This window comes from Kordiimonas pumila (assembly GCF_015240255.1).
In the GTDB taxonomy this organism is placed as follows: Bacteria; Pseudomonadota; Alphaproteobacteria; order Sphingomonadales; family Kordiimonadaceae; genus Kordiimonas; species Kordiimonas pumila.
In genome coordinates this window covers 2707207-2725992 of the sequence record NZ_CP061205.1, presented here as the reverse complement: position 1 = coordinate 2725992, position 18786 = coordinate 2707207, and the positions used below count along the sequence as shown (strand labels likewise).

Annotated in this window: 17 protein-coding genes; 12 read left to right on the top strand and 5 right to left on the bottom strand. The window is 45.6% G+C overall.

The features are described from left to right. Positions 1–3: 3 nt before the first annotated feature. Genes purQ through purC form a run of 3 tightly spaced genes read right to left on the bottom strand, consistent with a single transcriptional unit; the run spans position 4 to position 1682 of the window. On the bottom strand, positions 4–666 hold the full coding sequence (gene purQ, locus ICL80_RS11970; protein WP_194212568.1) for a phosphoribosylformylglycinamidine synthase subunit PurQ: 663 nt from the start codon (positions 664–666) through the stop codon (positions 4–6). Positions 667–670: 4 nt separating this feature from the next. Next, the gene (gene purS / locus ICL80_RS11965; RefSeq protein ID WP_194212566.1) at positions 671–910 is read right to left on the bottom strand and encodes a phosphoribosylformylglycinamidine synthase subunit PurS; all 240 of its coding nucleotides are present in this window, start codon (positions 908–910) and stop codon (positions 671–673) included. Between the two features lie 4 nt (positions 911–914). Then, positions 915–1682: a phosphoribosylaminoimidazolesuccinocarboxamide synthase gene (purC, locus tag ICL80_RS11960; protein ID WP_194212564.1), complete on the bottom strand. Its 768-nt coding sequence runs from the start codon at positions 1680–1682 to the stop codon at positions 915–917. Between the two features lie 221 nt (positions 1683–1903). On the opposite strand from purC, the gene ICL80_RS11955 reads away from it, so the two are divergent. Further along, the gene (locus ICL80_RS11955; RefSeq protein ID WP_194212562.1) at positions 1904–2221 is read left to right on the top strand and encodes a DUF1476 domain-containing protein; all 318 of its coding nucleotides are present in this window, start codon (positions 1904–1906) and stop codon (positions 2219–2221) included. A gap of 82 nt (positions 2222–2303) precedes the next feature. Here ICL80_RS11955 and ICL80_RS11950 read toward each other — a convergent pair whose 3' ends face one another. Next, positions 2304–3041: a hypothetical protein gene (locus ICL80_RS11950; protein ID WP_194212560.1), complete on the bottom strand. Its 738-nt coding sequence runs from the start codon at positions 3039–3041 to the stop codon at positions 2304–2306. A 183-nt stretch (positions 3042–3224) separates the two neighbouring features. Between ICL80_RS11950 and ICL80_RS11945 the strand changes: the two genes are divergently transcribed. Then, positions 3225–5315, top strand: a complete 2091-nt coding sequence (locus ICL80_RS11945; protein ID WP_194212558.1) for a tetratricopeptide repeat protein — start codon at positions 3225–3227, stop codon at positions 5313–5315. A gap of 108 nt (positions 5316–5423) precedes the next feature. On the opposite strand, the gene ICL80_RS11940 is transcribed toward ICL80_RS11945, so the two are convergent. Further along, positions 5424–6074, bottom strand: coding sequence for a hypothetical protein (locus tag ICL80_RS11940; protein ID WP_194212557.1), 651 nt, complete (start codon positions 6072–6074; stop codon positions 5424–5426). 269 nt (positions 6075–6343) lie between these two features. Here ICL80_RS11940 and ICL80_RS11935 point away from each other — a divergent pair, with 269 nt between their 5' ends. From ICL80_RS11935 to ICL80_RS11890, 10 genes are all read left to right on the top strand, one after another. Further along, positions 6344–8455, top strand: a complete 2112-nt coding sequence (locus ICL80_RS11935) for a tetratricopeptide repeat protein (RefSeq protein ID WP_194212555.1) — start codon at positions 6344–6346, stop codon at positions 8453–8455. 104 nt (positions 8456–8559) lie between these two features. Further along, positions 8560–9753 carry an MFS transporter gene (locus ICL80_RS11930; protein WP_194212553.1) on the top strand — a complete coding sequence of 398 codons (1194 nt, stop codon included), beginning with the start codon at positions 8560–8562 and terminating at the stop codon, positions 9751–9753. Between the two features lie 177 nt (positions 9754–9930). Continuing rightward, a complete protein-coding gene (locus ICL80_RS11925; RefSeq protein WP_194212551.1) occupies positions 9931–10248 on the top strand; it encodes an STAS domain-containing protein in 318 nt (105 codons plus the stop codon). Next, the gene (locus ICL80_RS11920) at positions 10248–10613 is read left to right on the top strand and encodes a response regulator (RefSeq protein ID WP_194212549.1); all 366 of its coding nucleotides are present in this window, start codon (positions 10248–10250) and stop codon (positions 10611–10613) included. Before ICL80_RS11925 ends, ICL80_RS11920 begins: the two co-directional genes overlap by 1 nt. A gap of 52 nt (positions 10614–10665) precedes the next feature. Next, the gene (locus ICL80_RS11915) at positions 10666–12924 is read left to right on the top strand and encodes a chemotaxis protein CheA (RefSeq protein WP_194212547.1); all 2259 of its coding nucleotides are present in this window, start codon (positions 10666–10668) and stop codon (positions 12922–12924) included. Between the two features lie 18 nt (positions 12925–12942). Continuing rightward, on the top strand, positions 12943–13500 hold the full coding sequence (locus ICL80_RS11910; protein ID WP_194212545.1) for a chemotaxis protein CheW: 558 nt from the start codon (positions 12943–12945) through the stop codon (positions 13498–13500). Positions 13501–13543: 43 nt separating this feature from the next. Continuing rightward, positions 13544–16087, top strand: a complete 2544-nt coding sequence (locus ICL80_RS11905) for a methyl-accepting chemotaxis protein (RefSeq protein ID WP_194212544.1) — start codon at positions 13544–13546, stop codon at positions 16085–16087. A gap of 65 nt (positions 16088–16152) precedes the next feature. Next, positions 16153–17004, top strand: coding sequence for a CheR family methyltransferase (locus tag ICL80_RS11900; RefSeq protein ID WP_194212538.1), 852 nt, complete (start codon positions 16153–16155; stop codon positions 17002–17004). 5 nt (positions 17005–17009) lie between these two features. Further along, positions 17010–17645 carry a chemoreceptor glutamine deamidase CheD gene (locus tag ICL80_RS11895; RefSeq protein WP_194212537.1) on the top strand — a complete coding sequence of 212 codons (636 nt, stop codon included), beginning with the start codon at positions 17010–17012 and terminating at the stop codon, positions 17643–17645. Positions 17646–17653: 8 nt separating this feature from the next. Continuing rightward, positions 17654–18691 carry a protein-glutamate methylesterase/protein-glutamine glutaminase gene (locus ICL80_RS11890; RefSeq protein ID WP_194212536.1) on the top strand — a complete coding sequence of 346 codons (1038 nt, stop codon included), beginning with the start codon at positions 17654–17656 and terminating at the stop codon, positions 18689–18691. Positions 18692–18786: the final 95 nt, after the last annotated feature.

Here is an 18786-nt window from a genome sequence, read left to right as displayed (position 1 = left end):
CCCTTACCCGATACTTTCTAAAACAGACTGGAATAATAAGCGGCCATCAGACCCGCCAAGCGCTGGTTCTATCATGCGCTCAGGGTGTGGCATCATGCCCAGAATGTTTTTCTTTTTATTCAGCACGCCTGCAATACGGCGCTGGGCACCGTTTACGTCTGCTGCATACTTGAAAGCAACCTGACCTTCACCCTCAAGCCGGTCTAGGGTGTCGCTGTCGGCAAAATAATTGCCGTCGTGGTGCGCGACAGGCACGGTAATCGGGCTGCCTACTGTGTAGCTTTTGGTGAAAATGCTGTCTGTTGTCTCGACGCTCAGTTCAACATCGCGGCAAACAAAATGTAGGTTGGCATTACGCATCAGAGCGCCGGGTAAAACCCCAGCTTCTGTCAGAACCTGAAAACCGTTACATACACCGAGGGTCGGAGTGCCAGCTTCTGCACGTTTTACCACTTCTTTCATAATGGTAGAGCGCGCCGACATAGCGCCGCACCTGAGATAGTCGCCGTATGAAAAACCGCCGGGCAGGGCAATAAAGTCTACTTTGTCAAAATCAGTTTCCTGATGCCATACCATAAGGGGCTTTGCGCCGGTCACCTTTTCGATGGCAACGGCCATGTCCCGGTCACAGTTGGAACCGGGGAAGACAATAACAGCTGATTTCATGGCTTTACTCCAGCTCGATGCTGTAGTTTTCAATCACAGTATTTGCGATCAGCTTGCGGCACATTTCATCAACCGCAGCTTCAGCTTTGGTTTTATCTGTTTCGTTTAGGTCAAGCTCAATATATTTGCCTTGGCGGGCGCCGTCGACGCCGCCAAAACCCATATTTGAAAGCGCGTGTTCAATGGCTTTACCTTGTGGGTCTAGAACACCGTTCTTGAGAGTCACATGAATACGGGCTTTCATCGGCTTAGCTATCCTTTTTAATATGGTCTGCAATTTCGGTTACATCGGCACTGGGGAGAATGCCAAGGCGACGCGCAACTTCTTGGTAGGCTTCCATTTCGCCGCCAAGATCGCGGCGGAAGCGGTCTTTATCAAGCTTTTCACCCGTTTTACTATCCCACAGGCGGCAACCATCAGGGCTGATTTCATCGGCAAGAACCGTTGCGTAATCATCACCCTCATATAGGCGGCCAAACTCAAGCTTAAAATCAACAAGCTTGATGCCAATACCTGAAAACAGGCCGGAGAGAAAATCGTTAACCCGCAAAGCATAATGCGTGATTTCTTCAATTTCCAACTCGTCAGCCCAGCCGAATGTCAGGATATGTTCTTCTGCGATCAGCGGATCATTGAGTTCATCTGATTTATAGCAGAATTCCACAAGCGGGCGTGGCAAAGGTGTGCCTTCCTCTAGTCCAAGGCGTGCACATATGCCACCAGCAGCTATATTGCGGATAATGACCTCAACTGGAATAATTTCAACAGCCTTTATAAGCTGTTCGCGCATAGACAGGCGCTCGATAAAGTGGGTTGGTATCCCAATATCGCCAAGCGCTTTGAAAATATGCTCGGAAATGATGTTATTAATAACACCCTTTCCAGAAAGCGTGCCTTTTTTCTGGTTATTAAAGGCGGTTGCATCGTCTTTAAAGTATTGAATTATGGTGCCTGGCTCTGGTCCTTCAAAAAGAACTTTGGCTTTGCCTTCGTATATTTTATTGCGGCGGGACATGGGTGTCTTTTCCTCGGCGCTGGAATGAACATTTATGATATGCGGCGCATACATAACTGATCTATAGCGCAGGAACAATCTTTCTGTAACAAAATGCTGTATCTTTTCGTAAAGCAGGGTAAAAAAACAAGGAATTTGGATGGCGCGCTTGAAACTTAGATGGTATTTCACCATTTCTGTAAAAGAATCAGGCAACAAGCCGGGCTATAAGGATAAGTAAGATGACAACTTTTAATGACCGTGAAAAAGCGTTTGAAGACAAATATGCACATGATGCTGAAATGATGTTTAAGGCGCGTGCCCGCAGAAACCGTTTATTCGGTGAGTGGCTTGCGGCCGAAGTGCTGGGCCTTTCGGGTGATGCGGTTGCCGCATACGGAAAAGATGTTGTGAAAGCTGACCTTGAAGAAGAAGGCGATGATGATGTGCTGCGTAAAGTGCATGCCGACATGGAAGCCAAAGGCATCGATGTTTCTGATCACCGTCTAGAGAAACGCCTTGATGAGTTTCTGGCAATCGCTAAATCGCAGCTTGCCTAAGCTAAACTTGATAAAGATAGCATAATAAAAAACGGGGCTGATTTAGCCCCGTTTTTTTGTAGTCTAGTTTTAGGCGAGCCCGTTAAGCTGAGGCGAGAGCCAACGTTTTACGCTTGCGGCGACGCTCTCTAAAGGCAAGTGCGCCAAGGGCAGGGCCCATAAGAAGCAGTGCAAGCGGTTCGGAAACAGGTGAAGGTTCACCGCCGCCACCGCCACCTGATTCGGGTGCGCTTTCAACAAGAGACATGCCTGTCCACATCCAGCCATATTGGCCGCCGCCACTACCAGTATAACCCCATTCGCCGTTAGGCAGGGGAATATAATAATTTGCGTGTGTGGCAATATGAATACCGATGTAAAACGAACTTGATGTAAAGATGCTGGATGATGTGTTGCCGGGAACTGTTATGTTAAGGCAGCTGTCGCTAGAAGCACCGGTTTGGCTGCTGCCGCCCCAAGGGTTACAAACACCAGAATCATAGAGAACAATATTGCCTGAACCATCCAGCGTTTTGGCTTGCCACTGAATTACAAACTTTGATGTATCCGGCAGATCACAAAGAGAATAGCCAGCAAATGTGGTGCTGCAGGCATTGAATTCTATGTTCTCGCCGATAACAAAGGGGTCATAAACACCTGGGCTAAGCTGCAAATTACCATTGACCGTGTCTGGGTCGTTTGCTGCCGCTTGCTGTGTTTGCCAATAATAATAATTGTAGGTTGCGCTAGCACTGTGTGCCGCAAATAAGCTTATAACGGCTACGCCAACAAGTTTGATGGCGCTTTTGTTAAAGAATGAGCTAATAATTTTTTTCGTCATTGCCAACTCCAGGCGATACTAACACACTAAATTCGACAACATATATCTGTCCGTTTATAATGTGCTCTAAATACAATTGAATATATAATAGCACATATCAACAAGCACTTGCAATTTCGATTTTTCATGCAATGCTGGAATTGTAAGGTTAACTAATTATTATAGTTTTTGGGGATGGCTTTCATGTACCGCGCGCGTCACAAAGTTAAATTATTACAGTATACTGCTATTGGCCTTTCTCTGTTTCTTGCAGGCTGTTCAGACAGCGACGTGGAAACAAAAAAACCTGAATATTATGAAAACTATAAAGTGGAAAAACTTGCGGACCTTGTGGATGAAGGAAAGCATGATGATGCGCTATTTATATTGCTGGAACGCCAGAAACTTGAGGTTTCCACTGTTGAGGATTATCAGCTTTTACTTCGTATCCGTATGGAAAACCTGGACGGTATTGGCGCTGAGGCTGCTATAGAAAAATTGATTGATGCTGGTGTTGATCCGCTTGAACTGCTTATCCCAAAGGCAAAAGCGCTTTTCCTTCAAGGGGATATCGGAGCCGCTAAAAAAATTCTCTCCGCAAAGGATATGCGGAAGGAAGATTATACCGACGCCTATATTCTGCAAGGTGATATTGCTAAAATTCAAAAAGATAATGAAAAGGCTGTACTGTATTTTCAGCTTGCGATTGACGAAAGCCCTGACGATTTTCGCGGCTATGCCGGGATGGCCTTATTTGAATTTGAACAGGGCAATTTGGATAATGCGAAAGACATGTCTGATAAGGCTATGGACCTGCAGCCGGAAGACCCGATCGTTTTATATACAGCAGGCATGGTTGCACGATATCAGGGTGATTTGGAAACGGCTAAAAAGTATTTGCTGAAATCTGCGGAAGTGCGCGAAAGCAATATTGCTGCCCGGCTTGCGCTTGCTAGTATCCATATAGATGAAAACAACGTTGAAGCGGCTGAAAAACAGCTTGATATTGTATATGCTGAAGATGAAACCAATAGTATGGCACGCTATTATTCCGCACTTATTGCGGCCAGAAAAGGTGATTTCATCGAAGCAAACAGGCTGCTTGTTTTAACGGGGGAACTAACTCAGAACTATCTGCCTGCCGCCAGAGTTTACGGCATGGTTTCCTACGAATTGGATAAGTGTAGCACCGCGATAAAGCCGCTTGAGCGGTTTTTAGAAGCTATACCGGGTGATAGAACGGTACGGCTTGAACTGGTTGAATGTCTGACAAAGCGCGGCATGGCAGACCAAGCTATGTTGAAACTCAAACCGCTTTTAGATGTGGAAGAACCTGATCAGGATGCTTATTTGTTGCAGGCGTCAGCAATGGCTGCAAAAGGGGAACTTCGTAAAGCCATTGAGTATTTTGAGAAAGCCCAAGAAATAAGCGCTAATGTGCCGGAAGAGCTGGCAGGTCAAAGGGCTCGGCTTATTGAAACAAAGATTGCACTTTCACGGTTTTTGTCTGGCGATATCAAACAGTCTGTTGCGCTTTTAGAAGACCTTTACAAGAAAGAGCCTCAGAATATTGATAACTTGATGTTCCTTGCGAATGTTCAACTCAGCATGAATGATCTTGATGGGGTGAAAGAAACAGTTTCTAAAATTAGAAAAATAGAGCCGGAAAACAACATTGCATCAAACCTGATAGGGGTTGTTTATTATCTGCAGGGTAATTTAGACTCCGCTATAGAATCGTATAATGCTGCACTTGAAAATAATTCGGAATATGCCTCTGCTCTTAAAAATAGAGGGTTGGCATATTTGGCAAGTAAGCAGTTTGATAATGCACTTAAAGATTTTGAGGCAGCCCTTATCTTACTGCCCTCGGACGCACAGGTATTTAGCTCCATGGGGCGTACGTATCTAGAAAAAGGGGATTATAGAAAAGCTGCAGTGTTTCTTGAAAAAGCTGAGCTGGTTTTACCCGATGCGCCCTTAATATTAACAGATTATGCGGAAGCCCTGGCTGGTGATGGTTATACTGCGTCAGCTATTACAAAGGCGAAAAAAGCGAGAGCCCTTGCAAGTGCAAACGCCGGCCTTTCCATTTATCTTGACGAAAAAATGAAAGAGTGGGCAAAGGTTGAGGCTGATAAAAAAGCGGAAAGAGCTAAAAAAGAAGCGGAGATGAAAGAGGCTGTCTCCGAAAAAATAAAGCTTGAAAAAGAGCAGCAGGAGCGCGCAGAAGCAGAAGCTGCGGCAAAGCTGGAAGCGGAAAAATCAGAACAATCTGCTTCTGAAGCTCCATAAAACCTGAAGCCACATAAATTAAGAATAGCAAATCTGAACACTAAACAAAAAACACCCGGTCAATTTATTGGCCGGGTGTTTTTTAATGCCGTAAACTATAGGAGGATATTATGCGCGGCCTGCTTTCTGTAACTTGCGCTGTCTGCGCGATAGTATAATGAGGGCTGGCAGCAAGAGAAACGCTGCGGCAGGCTCTGGTACAGCAGCGGGTGCTGTAACTGATAGGGACGCTGTATCGTAATCTAGGTTCCGGTATCCACTTTGCGATTGAATATACCCTGAATCGTCCCCTGTATAGCCAACGCTGTAAGGCGCATAGCAAGGTAGGGAGAAACTGGAATTGTCTGCAAAGCCAACCCACAGGCCGATGGAATAGCTACCTGCCTGAGATATTAAGGTTCCAGCCCCGGTTGCGACTGAAATCGAAAGGCCATTTGCCATGTTGTGGGAGAGATATTCGCCAATCACCTGTGTCACATTATTAAATGTAATTTCCCAGCGCAGGCCAAAAATCGAATAACTCGGAATTTCAGAGCAGATGTTATAAACTTCATTGGATGTGTAACCAACAGCGACAGCCTGATGTACATCGGAGCCACAAGCATCTAGTTGAAGGTCTTCACCAAGTACAATTGGGCTATAGGAACCGGCATCAGCAGAAATATCATAATAATGATATGTGGCTTTAGCGCCGATACTGGCAAATGCTACCAGTGCAGCACAACAGGTAGACTTGATTAAAAATCCAAAGTTTTTCATTTTTTTACCCATTCTGTGTTAACAGCAGTATGTTATAAGATGAACACTAACAGATGGTTAAAGCTGAATATTACCCTAAATATTCATTCTGCTGTGCGGAGTAGCATAAAAATGGGTTTATGGGAAAAGAATTTTACTAGATCAGCTTTTTTTAATGAAATATCAAAGCTTGTTTTGTTGGGTTGTAGATGACGTTTATCAGTGGCAAAAGGGCCTTATAGTTCTTAAAAGATGGTATTCCAAACAGCGCATTTAGGGAGCGGGGACAAATGATACGCAGTAAAGTAGCACTTATATCAATAGCGGTCGCTTTGCATGCTTGTAGCAGCAGTGACGACGAGGAAGATAAAGTGGACTATACTGCTTTTGATACGGCAGATGTTCAGGCACTCATTGATAGAGGTGAGTATGATCAGGCCTTAAAAATTATTCGCGAGCAGGATGTGCTGGAGGTTGCCAATAAGGAAGACCACCTTCAGGAGGCTGATATCCTTATGAAACGGCTTGACGGTGTTGCTGCCGAAGTGGCGCTTGAAAAAGCGCGTAAAGGCGGTGCTGAAGAAGCTGGCACATCCATTTCCATGGCCAAAGCCCTTATGATGCAGCGTAAACTAGAGGAGGCTGAGGAAGAGCTTGATAAATATGACTATACAGGTGACGAGCATTACGAAGCACTATTGATGAAAGGCGATATCAGCCTTGAAGATAATGAATTTGAAAAAGCCGCAGAGTTTTATAATGAGGCTGTCAAGCTAGATCCTGAAAAATTTAGAGCATACGCGGGCCTTGCCCAGCTTGATTTGATGATGGGCCGCTTTGAAAGTGCACACACGCTGGCACAAAAAGCGGCGGGGCTAACGGATGACGACCCTCTTATAGAATATCTTTTGGGGGCAACAGCAAAATACAAACTTGATTTTGAAACTGCCAAAAATCATTTACAGAAGTCTATTAGCCTGCAATCCCCGAATGACCTGGCGTATCTGGAACTAGCCGGTATTTATGTGGATGAAGAAAATTATCCCTTGGCCCGTGAGGCGCTTCAAAAAGTGTATGAAAATACACCAGAACACCCTATGGCGAGGTTTTATTCTGCCTTAATGTTGGCGACTGAGGGTGACTTGCAAACGGCAGAGGAGCTTTTGTTAAGAGCACAGGAAATAACCCGGCGCTATCCTCCTGCGATTCGAACATACGGGCATGTGACTTTCAGGCTTGGTAAATATGTGACCGCAATACCGTACCTTGAAGACTTTCTTAAGCTTGTTCCAAGTGATCGTGTAACCCGGCTTATTCTAGCTGAAAGTTATGGTAGGCGCGGGTATGCCAAAAAGTCTTTGCAGACTTTGGAGCCCTTATTGAAAGCAGATAGCACAGACCTTGATGCGCATTTGCTGGCATCTGCAGTGACAGGCATGAATGATGATGTACCTGCCATGCGGGGGTGGCTTAAAAAAGCAAAAAAACTGGCAGAAAGCAAAGACCCTGTAGATCAGGCACTGATAGATTCATTGACCCGCAGGCTGGCACTGACAGATTACTCTAGAGGCGATAAAGAGCAGGCTATAGCGGAACTTGCTGAACTCTCTGGTGCTTCTTACACTGATATGACCAGTACAACGTTGCTGGTAAATATGTTGCTTGATAGTAACAAGCTTGCTGAAGCGGAGGAAGTTGTTACTAAAATGGTGGAACAACACCCAGATGCGGCATTATCTTACAACCTGATGGGGGCTGTACGCTATAAACAGCGCCGCTTTGAAGAGGCTATTGTACATTATTCAAAAGCGTTAAGTATTACGCCTGATTATATGTCAGCCCTTAAAAACCGGGGTGTAGCCTATGTTAGCATAAACAATTATGCCAGAGCTAAGCCTGACCTTGAAGCTGTGCTTAAGCGTTTCCCTGATGATCACCATGTGGAAGGCATGTTGGGGCGCACCTATCTGGAACTGGGCGAAGGGCGCGATGCGATAAGGCTTTTGGAAAAGGCAGAGCATGCTTATCCAAACTCAGCTATTATTCTTGCCGATCATGCCGAGGCTTTGGCCAGTATTGACTATACTTCATCTGCCATTACTAAGGCCAATAAAGCGAAGAAACTAGCAGCCGGAAATGCCGGTCTTATTGAATATCTGGATGGTAAAATAGCAGAATGGCTGGAACTTGAATCAGGTAAAACAGCGGAAAAAGTGCAGCGCAGGGCAGATATAGAACGCGCCGTGACCATAAAAATGGAAGAAAAAGCAAAGCTTGAAGCAGAGCGCTTGAAAGCGGAAGAAGCAAAAGCGCTGGAGGACGTTGAGAAAGAAAACGGTGCAACAGAGGAGGGTGAGCCTGAAGCAGAAGGCAGTGATGATGAGGCGGACAATACCCCGTGAGAAAGAGCCGCACTCAGTAAAAAATAAATGATGCTAGTCATCTTATGATGGCTCTGTCATACCGTGTGATGTTTTCAGTAAACTAAAACGGCTAGGGTTTATGTATGCCAATACTGGTGTTGATTGTATTTTCGGTAATGGCAGCGTTTGCACTTTTATTGCCTACTATTATGTTTTTTCTGCAAAACTTGGGCGCAAGCACTGCACAGGCAACCCAGATTTTAGCGTGTTATAGCTTGGCACAGTTTATGGCGGGGCCTTTCCTTGGGCGGCTATCTGACCGGCTTGGTCGAAAACCGGTCATGATGGTAGCGCTTATAACATCCTGCCTGAGTTATTATTGTTTGGCCAATTACAGCAATGGCCTTGTGGGGGTGGCTGTCACAATTGCATGCGCGGGCTTTTGTGCCGGTGTTGTGCCTGTTATATTTGCCGCCGCCACAGATATAACAACTGTAGAAAAGCGATCAGCCAGTTTAGGGGCTTTGGGCGCGGGCATTGGTACGGCCTTCACTTTAGGGCCTGCGTTTGGGGCATTTCTTGGCAACTCTGAAGCGGGGCAGGCTTCTATTACGTTGCCTGCAAGCTTTTCATGCTTGATGGTCTTGGTGGGGTTTGGTGCAGCCTGTTTTTGGCGCACAAAAACTGATGCCAATTTGGCGCAGACCAAAGAACATACAGCAGGTCATAGTTCAATCGCACAGTTGGCAGTACTGCGCTATATAAAGTCAAAGCCTATCCTTATGGTTATATGCCTGATGATGTTTTTCTTCACGCTGGCGCTTGCTTTAATGGAGCCCGTTATGCCGTACTTTACGCATGACAGGTTTTCATGGGGGCCGAAAGATTTAGGCTATCTCTTTGCGTATGCAGGCCTTGTTGTCATTATTGTGCAAGGGGGGCTTGTTGGGCGCCTCGCAAAAAAATACGGGGAATTAAACCTTACCAGATACGGTGCGCTATCGATGGCGGTAGGTTTAATTGTGATGGTTTATAGTCCTTCTCCAGTTTGGGTTTTTCTTGCAGTAACCATGACAGGAACAGGGAGCGCACTGTTTAATACCTCCATACTTACTACGGGTTCAAAGGTGGCAACACCAAATGAACGAGGGTTAATACTGGGGGCTATACAATCCATGCAGGCTTTAGGGCGATCAACAGGGCCCCTGATCGCTGGGGCACTTTATGTGCATGCGCAGCATATACCAATGCTAGCCGGGGTAGGTCTTATGGTATTTGTTGGTGCGTTATCAGTATTGCTTTTTGGGTTTGTTAGAAAAGAGCTAATACAGCGCTAATCTATAACAAGTGAATAAACGCCTGGCACAGAAAACTATATTATACTTTTCTGTAGTTATTATCTCACTACAAATAACAAGTGCCTGATTTAATAAAATTGGCGTTAAATATCAATTAATCATTTCACCGTACTATCAACGCTATTGGGGCGAATCGAACCTTCCAAAGGTTTTAAGATGGTACGAAAAAACAAAGCTGATGCACGATCAGATAAAAACCTAAGCTTTAGCTTACCTCAGGTTTTGGACTTGTTGGCAGCACAAGGCCTGAAAGATAAGCTTCTTGAGTTTTTTGATCTTGAAGGTGATCTTTTGATTGAAGGCAGCGATGTTGAACGCATCTCAACGCCGTGTATTGAAGTTTTGGTTGCAGCCCAAAAAGCTTTTAAAAATGCAGAACGTGCATTTCAAATAAAAAACCCCAGTGAATATTTAAGTGAAGCCTTTGAAACACTTGGACTGGGAACAGATTTGGATCAGTGGAGAATTTCATAATGAGCAAAAGAATCCTTGCAGTGGATGATTCTAAGACAATGCGAGACATGGTGTCATTTACACTGAAAGGTGCAGGCTATGAGGTTCTGCTTGCTGATGATGGGGTGAACGCCCTGACGGCACTCACCGGTCAAATGGTCGATTTGGTTATCACTGATGTGAATATGCCGAATATGAACGGGATTGAGCTTGTTGAAAAGCTGCGGCAAGACCCGCGTTTTCGGGCAACGCCAATATTAATTTTAACAACAGAATCTGACGATAGCCTCAAGCAAAGAGGCCGTGCAGCTGGTGCAACAGGCTGGATTGTAAAGCCTTTTGTTCCAGAAAAATTATTACAAGTTGTGGGTAAAGTATGTGCTTAAAACGCTTTGTGTCATTGAGTGATGCAAAGAATATGACAATAGGGGATACTATTTGTCCGGTTCGAGCGACGATCCATTCCTTCAGTTTAAGCTTACATTCTTTGAAGAATGTAATGAGCTTTTATCTGACGTAGAGCAATATCTGGCTGACCTTGAAACGGGTGATTTCAGCAATGAAACGCTGCATGCAATTTTCAGGGCTGTGCATTCGATAAAGGCAGGGGCTGGCGCTTTTTCTTTTGAACGGATGGTGAATTTCACCCATAAGTTCGAAACATTTCTTGATGAGCTGAGAACGTCTCGCCTTGAGGTGGGAGACAGTGTTGTTGAAACATTGTTTCGCGGTTTTGATGTGCTTTCAGACTTGGTTGAGTTTGCTCAAAAAGATGAAATACCGGACCCGCTTTACGGGCAGGAAGCTCTTGATGCCATTGAGGCCTTTTTAGGTGACCCAGCTTCTGCACCAGCCCCCATCGTTGATGGTGCTAACACTGAAAAGCCGTTGGCAACACCAGGTGATAAGGGGGATACGCGGCAACATTTCAGAATTGAATTCACCCCCAAGGAAGCAATGTATCGTCATGCAAATGAGCCACTCCTGATTATTAGAGAGCTGCGCGACCTTGGCGAACTAAGCCTAACGATTGATACCTCACGCTTGCCACCTTTTGAGGCACTTGAACCAGAAGATGCCTATTTTAGCTGGGTTATGGACCTTGTTACTGATAAAGGCCGAGATGAAATTGATGAAGTATTTGAATTTGTTATAGATGACTGTGACCTGACAATCGTAACACTCGGCGCTGGTGGCAGTGTTGTTAGTGTTGATGTTAGCCATACTCGGGTTGATGATGACGGTGATGACTTTGGCTTTTTTGTGGATGATGCGGCGCTTGAAGCAGGTCAAATGTCAGCGGGTGAAGCCAATGTAGCTGCGCCTGAGGCTCCTGTTGTTCCTGAAGTGACAGTAGTGGCGGCTCCAGCAAAAGCACCTCAAGGTATAGCCATACCAAAAGACACGGAAGTGCCGAGTGATCCTGTGGCGCAGCAAAATGGCGCTAATCAGCCTCGTGTAGGCTCTATAAGAGTTGATATTGACCGTGTTGACAGGCTTGTAAACATGGTGGGCGAACTGGTAATTACGCAGTCAATGCTTGCACAGGAAGTGAATAGCACCTCACACAATCAGAATTCTCGTGTTGAAACAGGCATGGAAGAGCTTTCGATGCATATTCGAGAGTTACAGGAAAATGTGATGGCTATTCGCATGCAGCCTGTGAAATCTGTTTTCTCTCGTATGCCGCGTATCGTGCGGGATGTTTCTAAAAAACTCGATAAGAAAATCAGGCTTGTTACTATCGGCGAGGCAACCGAGGTTGATAAAACAGTCATTGAAGAATTGGCTGATCCCCTTATTCACATGATCCGAAACTCTATGGATCACGGTCTTGAAACACCGGCAGAGCGATTGGCTGCAGGTAAGTCGGAAGAGGGTACTATTCGCCTGTCTGCTGAGCACCGGGGTGGGCGTATTCTAATTGAAGTTGTTGATGATGGTAGAGGCATTAACCGCAAAAAAGTGCTGGAATTAGCAAAGCAAAAGGGTGTTGTGCCCGCGGATGCCCAACTGACTGACGATGAAATTGACAATCTTATTTTTGCCCCGGGTTTTTCAACTGCTGAGGAAGTGACAGACCTTTCCGGGCGCGGCGTAGGCATGGATGTTGTGCGCCGCAATATACAATCCCTTGGGGGGCGGGTATCAGTTCAATCACATCCCGGACATGGTACCCGCTTTCAATTAACCTTGCCCCTGACACTCGCCGTGCTGGATGGTATGATTGTGGGAGTTGGCGATCATAAATATGTGGTTCCTATCAATAGCATTGTAGAAACAGTACGTCCCATAAAAGCTGATGTAGATCACTTGGTTGATGGCAATATGGTTATGCGCGTACGTGGTAAATATCTGCGTATCGTACCTGTCGCTAAAATTTTCCAAATTGAAGATAGCGAGCCAGACCCTAGCAAAGGGCTAGTTGTGCTGGTTGAAGCCGATGGGGGCTCCGTTGTTGGCTTGCTTGTTGATTATCTGCTGGGGCAGCAGCAAGTGGTTATCAAATCACTGGAAACAAACTTTCGAGCTGTTGATGGTATCGCGTCGGCCACCATTCTTGGAGATGGCAGTGTGTGCTTGATTTTAGATGTTGATCGCATGGCCACCATGGATGTGCCTGTAAGTGTGAGAGGCCTTAGCCGTGATGTCGGTTATATGGGCACAGCAGACAATAAACAAAGAGCAATAGTTTAGGAAAGAGAGAGGCTTGCAATGACTGAACAAAAGAACATTGAAAGCGCCGTCCCAAAGGGGTTCGACCCCAGATTGCTTGGATTGGAAACGGCTAACTCTGGGCAGGAAGTGGAAACTGGAAAATTGGTTCAGTTTGTATCTTTTCGAGTTGATGAAAGTGAATACGGTATAGATATTATGGCTGTTCGGGAAATTCAGGGCTGGGTTAAAGTAACCACCCTTCCCAATACGCCTGAATATGTACGTGGTGTTCTCAATCTACGCGGTATTATTGTGCCCATATTTGACCTGCGCTGCCGGTTTGGTCACGGTTTGACCACGGCCAGCCCTTTGCACGTTGTTATTATTGTGGCTGTTGGCGAGCGTATCATGGGGCTGCTGGTTGATGCGGTTTCAGATATCTTAACCATCAATACAGAAGAAATTCTTCCGGTACCTGAGGTAGAGGCGCGTAGCGAACAACGCTTCCTTGATGGGCTCATTACGGTACATGAACGGATGGTCGCTTTACTTAAAATTGAGCGCCTCTTTGATATTGAAAAAATAGTGGCGAATGCTGGTAAAGCAGCGAGCTAATAGACAGAAATATAATGAATCTATAGCCCTTAGGAGGCGAAAAATGGCGGATATTAGTGTTTCAAATGTAACTGGTGGTAACGGGCCAGGGCATGGTGTTGGTGCCGTGCTGAGTTCTTTGTCTAGCAAAATATGGATTACTTTTGCGGTTACCTTTATTGTCATGGTGTCGGTGCATGTCTTTGCTGATGGCTTGTCACCGCAAATACAATGGGCTGTAACGGCGCTGCTTTTTGTGGGTGCTGCATACTTTGTAGCACAGCAAAACCAGCAGGCAGAGGCCACACCAGAAGAAACACTGCATGCCATAGATGTTGAAGGGCAGGTTGCGGCTATTAAACGATCTCAGGCTGTAATTGAGTTTAGCATGGATGGGACAATTCTAACGGCCAATGATAACTTTTTAAACACGCTGGGCTATACCCTGTCTGAAATTCAAGGCAAACACCACAGAATTTTTGCTGAACCAGAGTTCGCGGCAAGCGCTGAATACCGAGCTTTATGGGATAAACTTAATCGTGGTGAGTTTGAAGCGCAAGAATATAAGCGCCTTGGCAAAGGAGGGCGTGAAGTATGGATTCAGGCATCCTATAACCCGATTTTTGACGCTGAAGGTAAGCCCTTTAAAGTAGTGAAATATGCGGTTGATGTTACAGAGCAGAAAATGCTGAATGCTGACTATGCTGGGCAGATTGAGGCCATTAATGCAGCGCAAGCGGTTATTGAGTTCAAAATGGACGGTACGATTTTGCACGCTAACGAGAATTTTCTTAAAACTATGGGGTATAGTTTGGAGGAAGTTGTGGGCAAGCACCACCGCATTTTTGCTGAACCAGAGTTTGCCGCCAGCCCTGAATATCATGCTTTTTGGGATAAACTTAATCGCGGCGAATTTGAGTCCAAAGAATATAAGCGTCTGGGCAAAGGCGGTAGAGAGGTGTGGATTCAGGCATCTTATAACCCGATTAAAGATATGAATGGTAAGCCTTTCAAGGTGGTGAAATTTGCAACGGATATTACGGCAGCTAAGCTTGAAGCCGTGGAAAATGCTAAAAATGCCAAGATCAAGGTTTCGCTTGATAGTGCAACCACCAATATGATGCTTGCCGATACTGACTATAATATTTTCTATATGAACGACAGTATGGTGAATATGATGCAGGTTGCCGAAGATGATATTCGGATGGCATTGCCAGACTTTCGTGTGGATAAACTCATGGGCTCCAATATTGATGTGTTCCATAAGGATCCTTCGCATCAAAGGCGCGTGCTTGGCACACTTACGGACACCTTTAAAACAGAAATTAAGGTTGGCAAACGTGTGTTTAGCTTAATAGCGAACCCTGTTGTGGATTCCAAAGGCGAACGTTTCGGGACATCTGTGGAATGGGCAGATATCACGGCAGAGCGTTCAATTGAGGATGAAATTAAAGCAGTGGTTGATGCAGCGGTCGCCGGTAATTTAAGTGCCCGTGTTAATCTGGCGGGCAAAACCGGTTTCATGTTTAATGTATCGGAAGGTATTAACCAGTTTGCCGAAACATGTGAGGAAGGCCTGTTGGATGTAGCTAACATGTTGAGTGCACTTGCGGCAGGGGACCTTACCAAGCGTATAACAAACGATTATCGCGGCACATTTGATGAGTTGAAGCAAAACTCAAACCTTACAGCTGAAAAGCTTTCTGAAGTGATGACCTCTATCATTATGGGGGCTGGTGAAGTGAGCAATGCAGCAACTGAAATTGCTTCAGGCAGTGCAGATTTGTCGCAGAGAACTGAGGAACAAGCTTCGTCACTAGAAGAAACCGCCGCCTCTATGGAAGAAATGGAAAGTGCGGTTAAGGCAAACGCTGATAATGCGAAACAGGCCAATGAAAAAGGCACAAGTGCCCGTGCTGTTGCAGAAAAGGGCGGTGAGGTTGTTGACCGTGCTGTAACGGCCATGTCAAAAATTGAAACATCCTCACAGAAAATTTCTGATATTATTGTGGTAATTGATGAAATTGCATTCCAAACCAACCTTCTTGCTCTTAATGCTGCGGTTGAGGCTGCACGGGCAGGGGATGCAGGCAAAGGCTTTGCTGTTGTTGCTTCTGAGGTGCGGGCGCTGGCTCAGCGGTCGTCAGAGGCCGCTAAAGATATTAAAGCCTTGATCGCTGATTCCAATTCTCAGGTGAAAGACGGTGTGGGTCTTGTGAATGAAGCTGGCGAACAGCTTAAGCAAATTGTTGAGTCTATCAAGGCTGTAACGATCCTTATGTCGGACATTTCCTCTGCAAATCAGGAACAGGCTACCGGTGTTGGTGAAATTAACCGGGCTGTTGCTGAAATGGATGAAATGACCCAGCAAAACTCTGCCCTTGTTGAAGAAACTGCTGCATCTGCACGGTCTCTTGAAGAGCAAGCCGAAATCATGATGGAAAGGATTGGCTTCTTTAAAATTGATGAAGGCGGCAGTTTTAGCCCAGCCCCTAAAGCAAAAGCACCGGTTAGCGCCCCTATAAAGGCTCCCGCTAAAACAAAGCCTGCGGCGAAGGCACCAGCCGCCGCTTCATTTGATGAAGATGATGACTGGGCTGAGTTTTAAGAACTAATGAATGAGGGGCATGTCCCCTCAGGCTAACCTTGTGCAACTTTTACCAGAGAGTGGCTATGAAGGAACGTGAGTTCAAGCTGAAAAAATCTGAGTTTGATGCCCTTCGCCAGATTGTTTACGACAGAACGGGGATCACGCTAAAAGAAAGCAAGTATGAAATGGTATATAGCCGGCTTGCTCGGCGTATTAGATCATTGGAGCTTGATAGTTTTGGCGATTATTTGGCTTATTTGAAAAGCGCTGAAGGCAGTGTTGAAATGGCAGACTTTGTGAATGCCATGACAACAAATTTGACCCGGTTTTTCAGAGAAGGTCACCATTTTCAGCACATGCGCCAGGAAGTGTTGCTTGCCAAGGTGGAAGGTGCCCGGCGCAACCTTTTTGATCGCACCTTCAGGGTCTGGTCGGCGGGCTGTTCCTCTGGCATGGAGCCTTATTCCATTGCTATGACGGTAAAGGCATCGTTGCCATCCAAAGAGAACTGGAAAACACAGATACTGGCAACTGATATTGACACAAACATGTTAAGCACAGGCATGGCAGGTCGTTACCGGAAAAAAGAAGCGGAATCCATTCCCGAAGGGCTTGCTAAAAAATATGTTCGATATAGCGATGATCAGGCAATCATGGCAGATGAACTTAAAGAGATGATTAGCTTTAAAAAGCTAAATCTTATGGAAGAGTGGCCGATTAAAAAGCCTTTTGACGTTATTTTTTGCCGTAATGTGATGATCTATTTTGATACACCAACGCAGAAAAAACTGATTGATAAGTTTGTTAATCTATTAACGCCTAACGGCACTTTATATGTTGGCCATGCCGAGGCTTTGGTTGCAAGTCATCCACGCCTTGTGTCTGTTGGTAAGTCATCTTTCATTATGAAGGACCAAATGAAAGTGAGTGTATAATCGCTATGGCTATAAAAACAGATGAGAGGCGGAACACTCCCCGCAATGACACCACGGTAAGACGGTATTTTGATACAAAATACAAGCATATGGTTGTTAAGCTTTTGCCGGGGGATCACTATGTAACCGGTGAGCCAAGCGAAATGCTGGTGACTGTTCTTGGTAGCTGTGTCGCGGCCTGCATCCGCGACCCCGAAACAGGGATAGGCGGAATGAACCATTTCATGCTGCCTGAGGGGAACGCTTCTGATTGGCGGGCTACCAATGCTGTTATGCGGTACGGTAACCATGCGATGGAAGTCCTGATCAATGATATTATGAAACTAGGATGCCCTAGGGAACGGATGGAAATAAAGGTATTTGGCGGTGCCAATGTTATTGGCGGCGGCGGCGATGTGGGGCACAGAAATGCCAGCTTTGTTGAAGAATACTTGAAGAACGAAGGTTTCAGGCCTGTTGCTGTTGACCTTCGTGGTGATATGGCGCGACGCATTCATTATTTTCCTGAAACGGGAAAAGTTCAGCGACTTCTTATGCGCAGGGCATCTGACAGGCAGGTGTTTAATCAAGAAACATCGTATCAGAAAAAAATGCAGCCTAAAGAACGTGATAGTGGCGGTGATATTGAATTATTTGATTAGAGGCACGTATGGGGTTGGGTAAAATAAGGGTATTGATCTGTGACGATTCTGCGTTGGTACGGCAAATTCTTTCAAGTATTTTGGCCTCTGACCCACAAATTGAAGTGGTTGGCGTTGCGCAAAACCCACTTGTTGCGCGCACGATGATAAAAGAACTTAATCCGGACGTTTTAACGCTTGATATTGAAATGCCCCAGATGGATGGGCTTAGTTTTCTGGAAAAGATCATGACATTAAGGCCAATGCCTGTTGTGATGATATCTTCTTTAACGCAGGAAGGCACAGCACAATCCTTGAAGGCGCTTGAGCTTGGTGTTTACGATGTGATTGGTAAGCCTACAACTAATTTACAAACGAATTTTAAAGATATCAGGGATGATATTATTACAAAGGTTAAGGGTGCTGCAACTGCGCGTATTCAAGTTCCTGTGAACTTAAAACGAATTCAAGCACGAAAAATAGAGGCAGAACCAGCGGTTGACCTGATTGCAATCGGCGCCTCAACAGGAGGTGTTGTTGCTATAAAAGAAATTTTGCCGCTGTTACCAAAACAAAGCCCGCCGGTCATTATTGTGCAGCACATGCCCGAGGCGTATACGGCGGGGTTTGCCGCAAGGCTTGATACCGCCTCGCGAATGACTGTGGTTGAATCTGAAGATGGTATGAAACTGGTAAAGGGCACGGCCTACTTAGCGCGTGGTGGCACACATCTGCGGATAGTAAAGCAAGGCCATGATTATATTATTCAACATGGTAATGATGCGGAAGTTTCTGGCCACAAGCCCAGTGTTGATGCCGCGTTTGAATCGATCGCGGCAAATGTAACGGGTGCTGTAATTGCTGTTATATTAACAGGTATGGGGCGTGATGGGGCACGCGGTATGCTTGATCTTAGGCGCAGTGGTGCTTTTACAATTGGGCAGTCTCAGGATTCGTGCGTGGTTTATGGTATGCCACGTGTCGCAAAGGAGGTTGGTGGTGTTGTTGTTGAGATGCCTCTTTCCAGAATTGCCGCCGCGATAGAGAAACAATGCTGGCCTATCTGATTTTATCAAAAAAAACACCCATAGTTAACGGTCTGATAAGAACAATGTCGCAACATAGCGACATGAGATAGTCACGAGGCCTTTATATGGATATA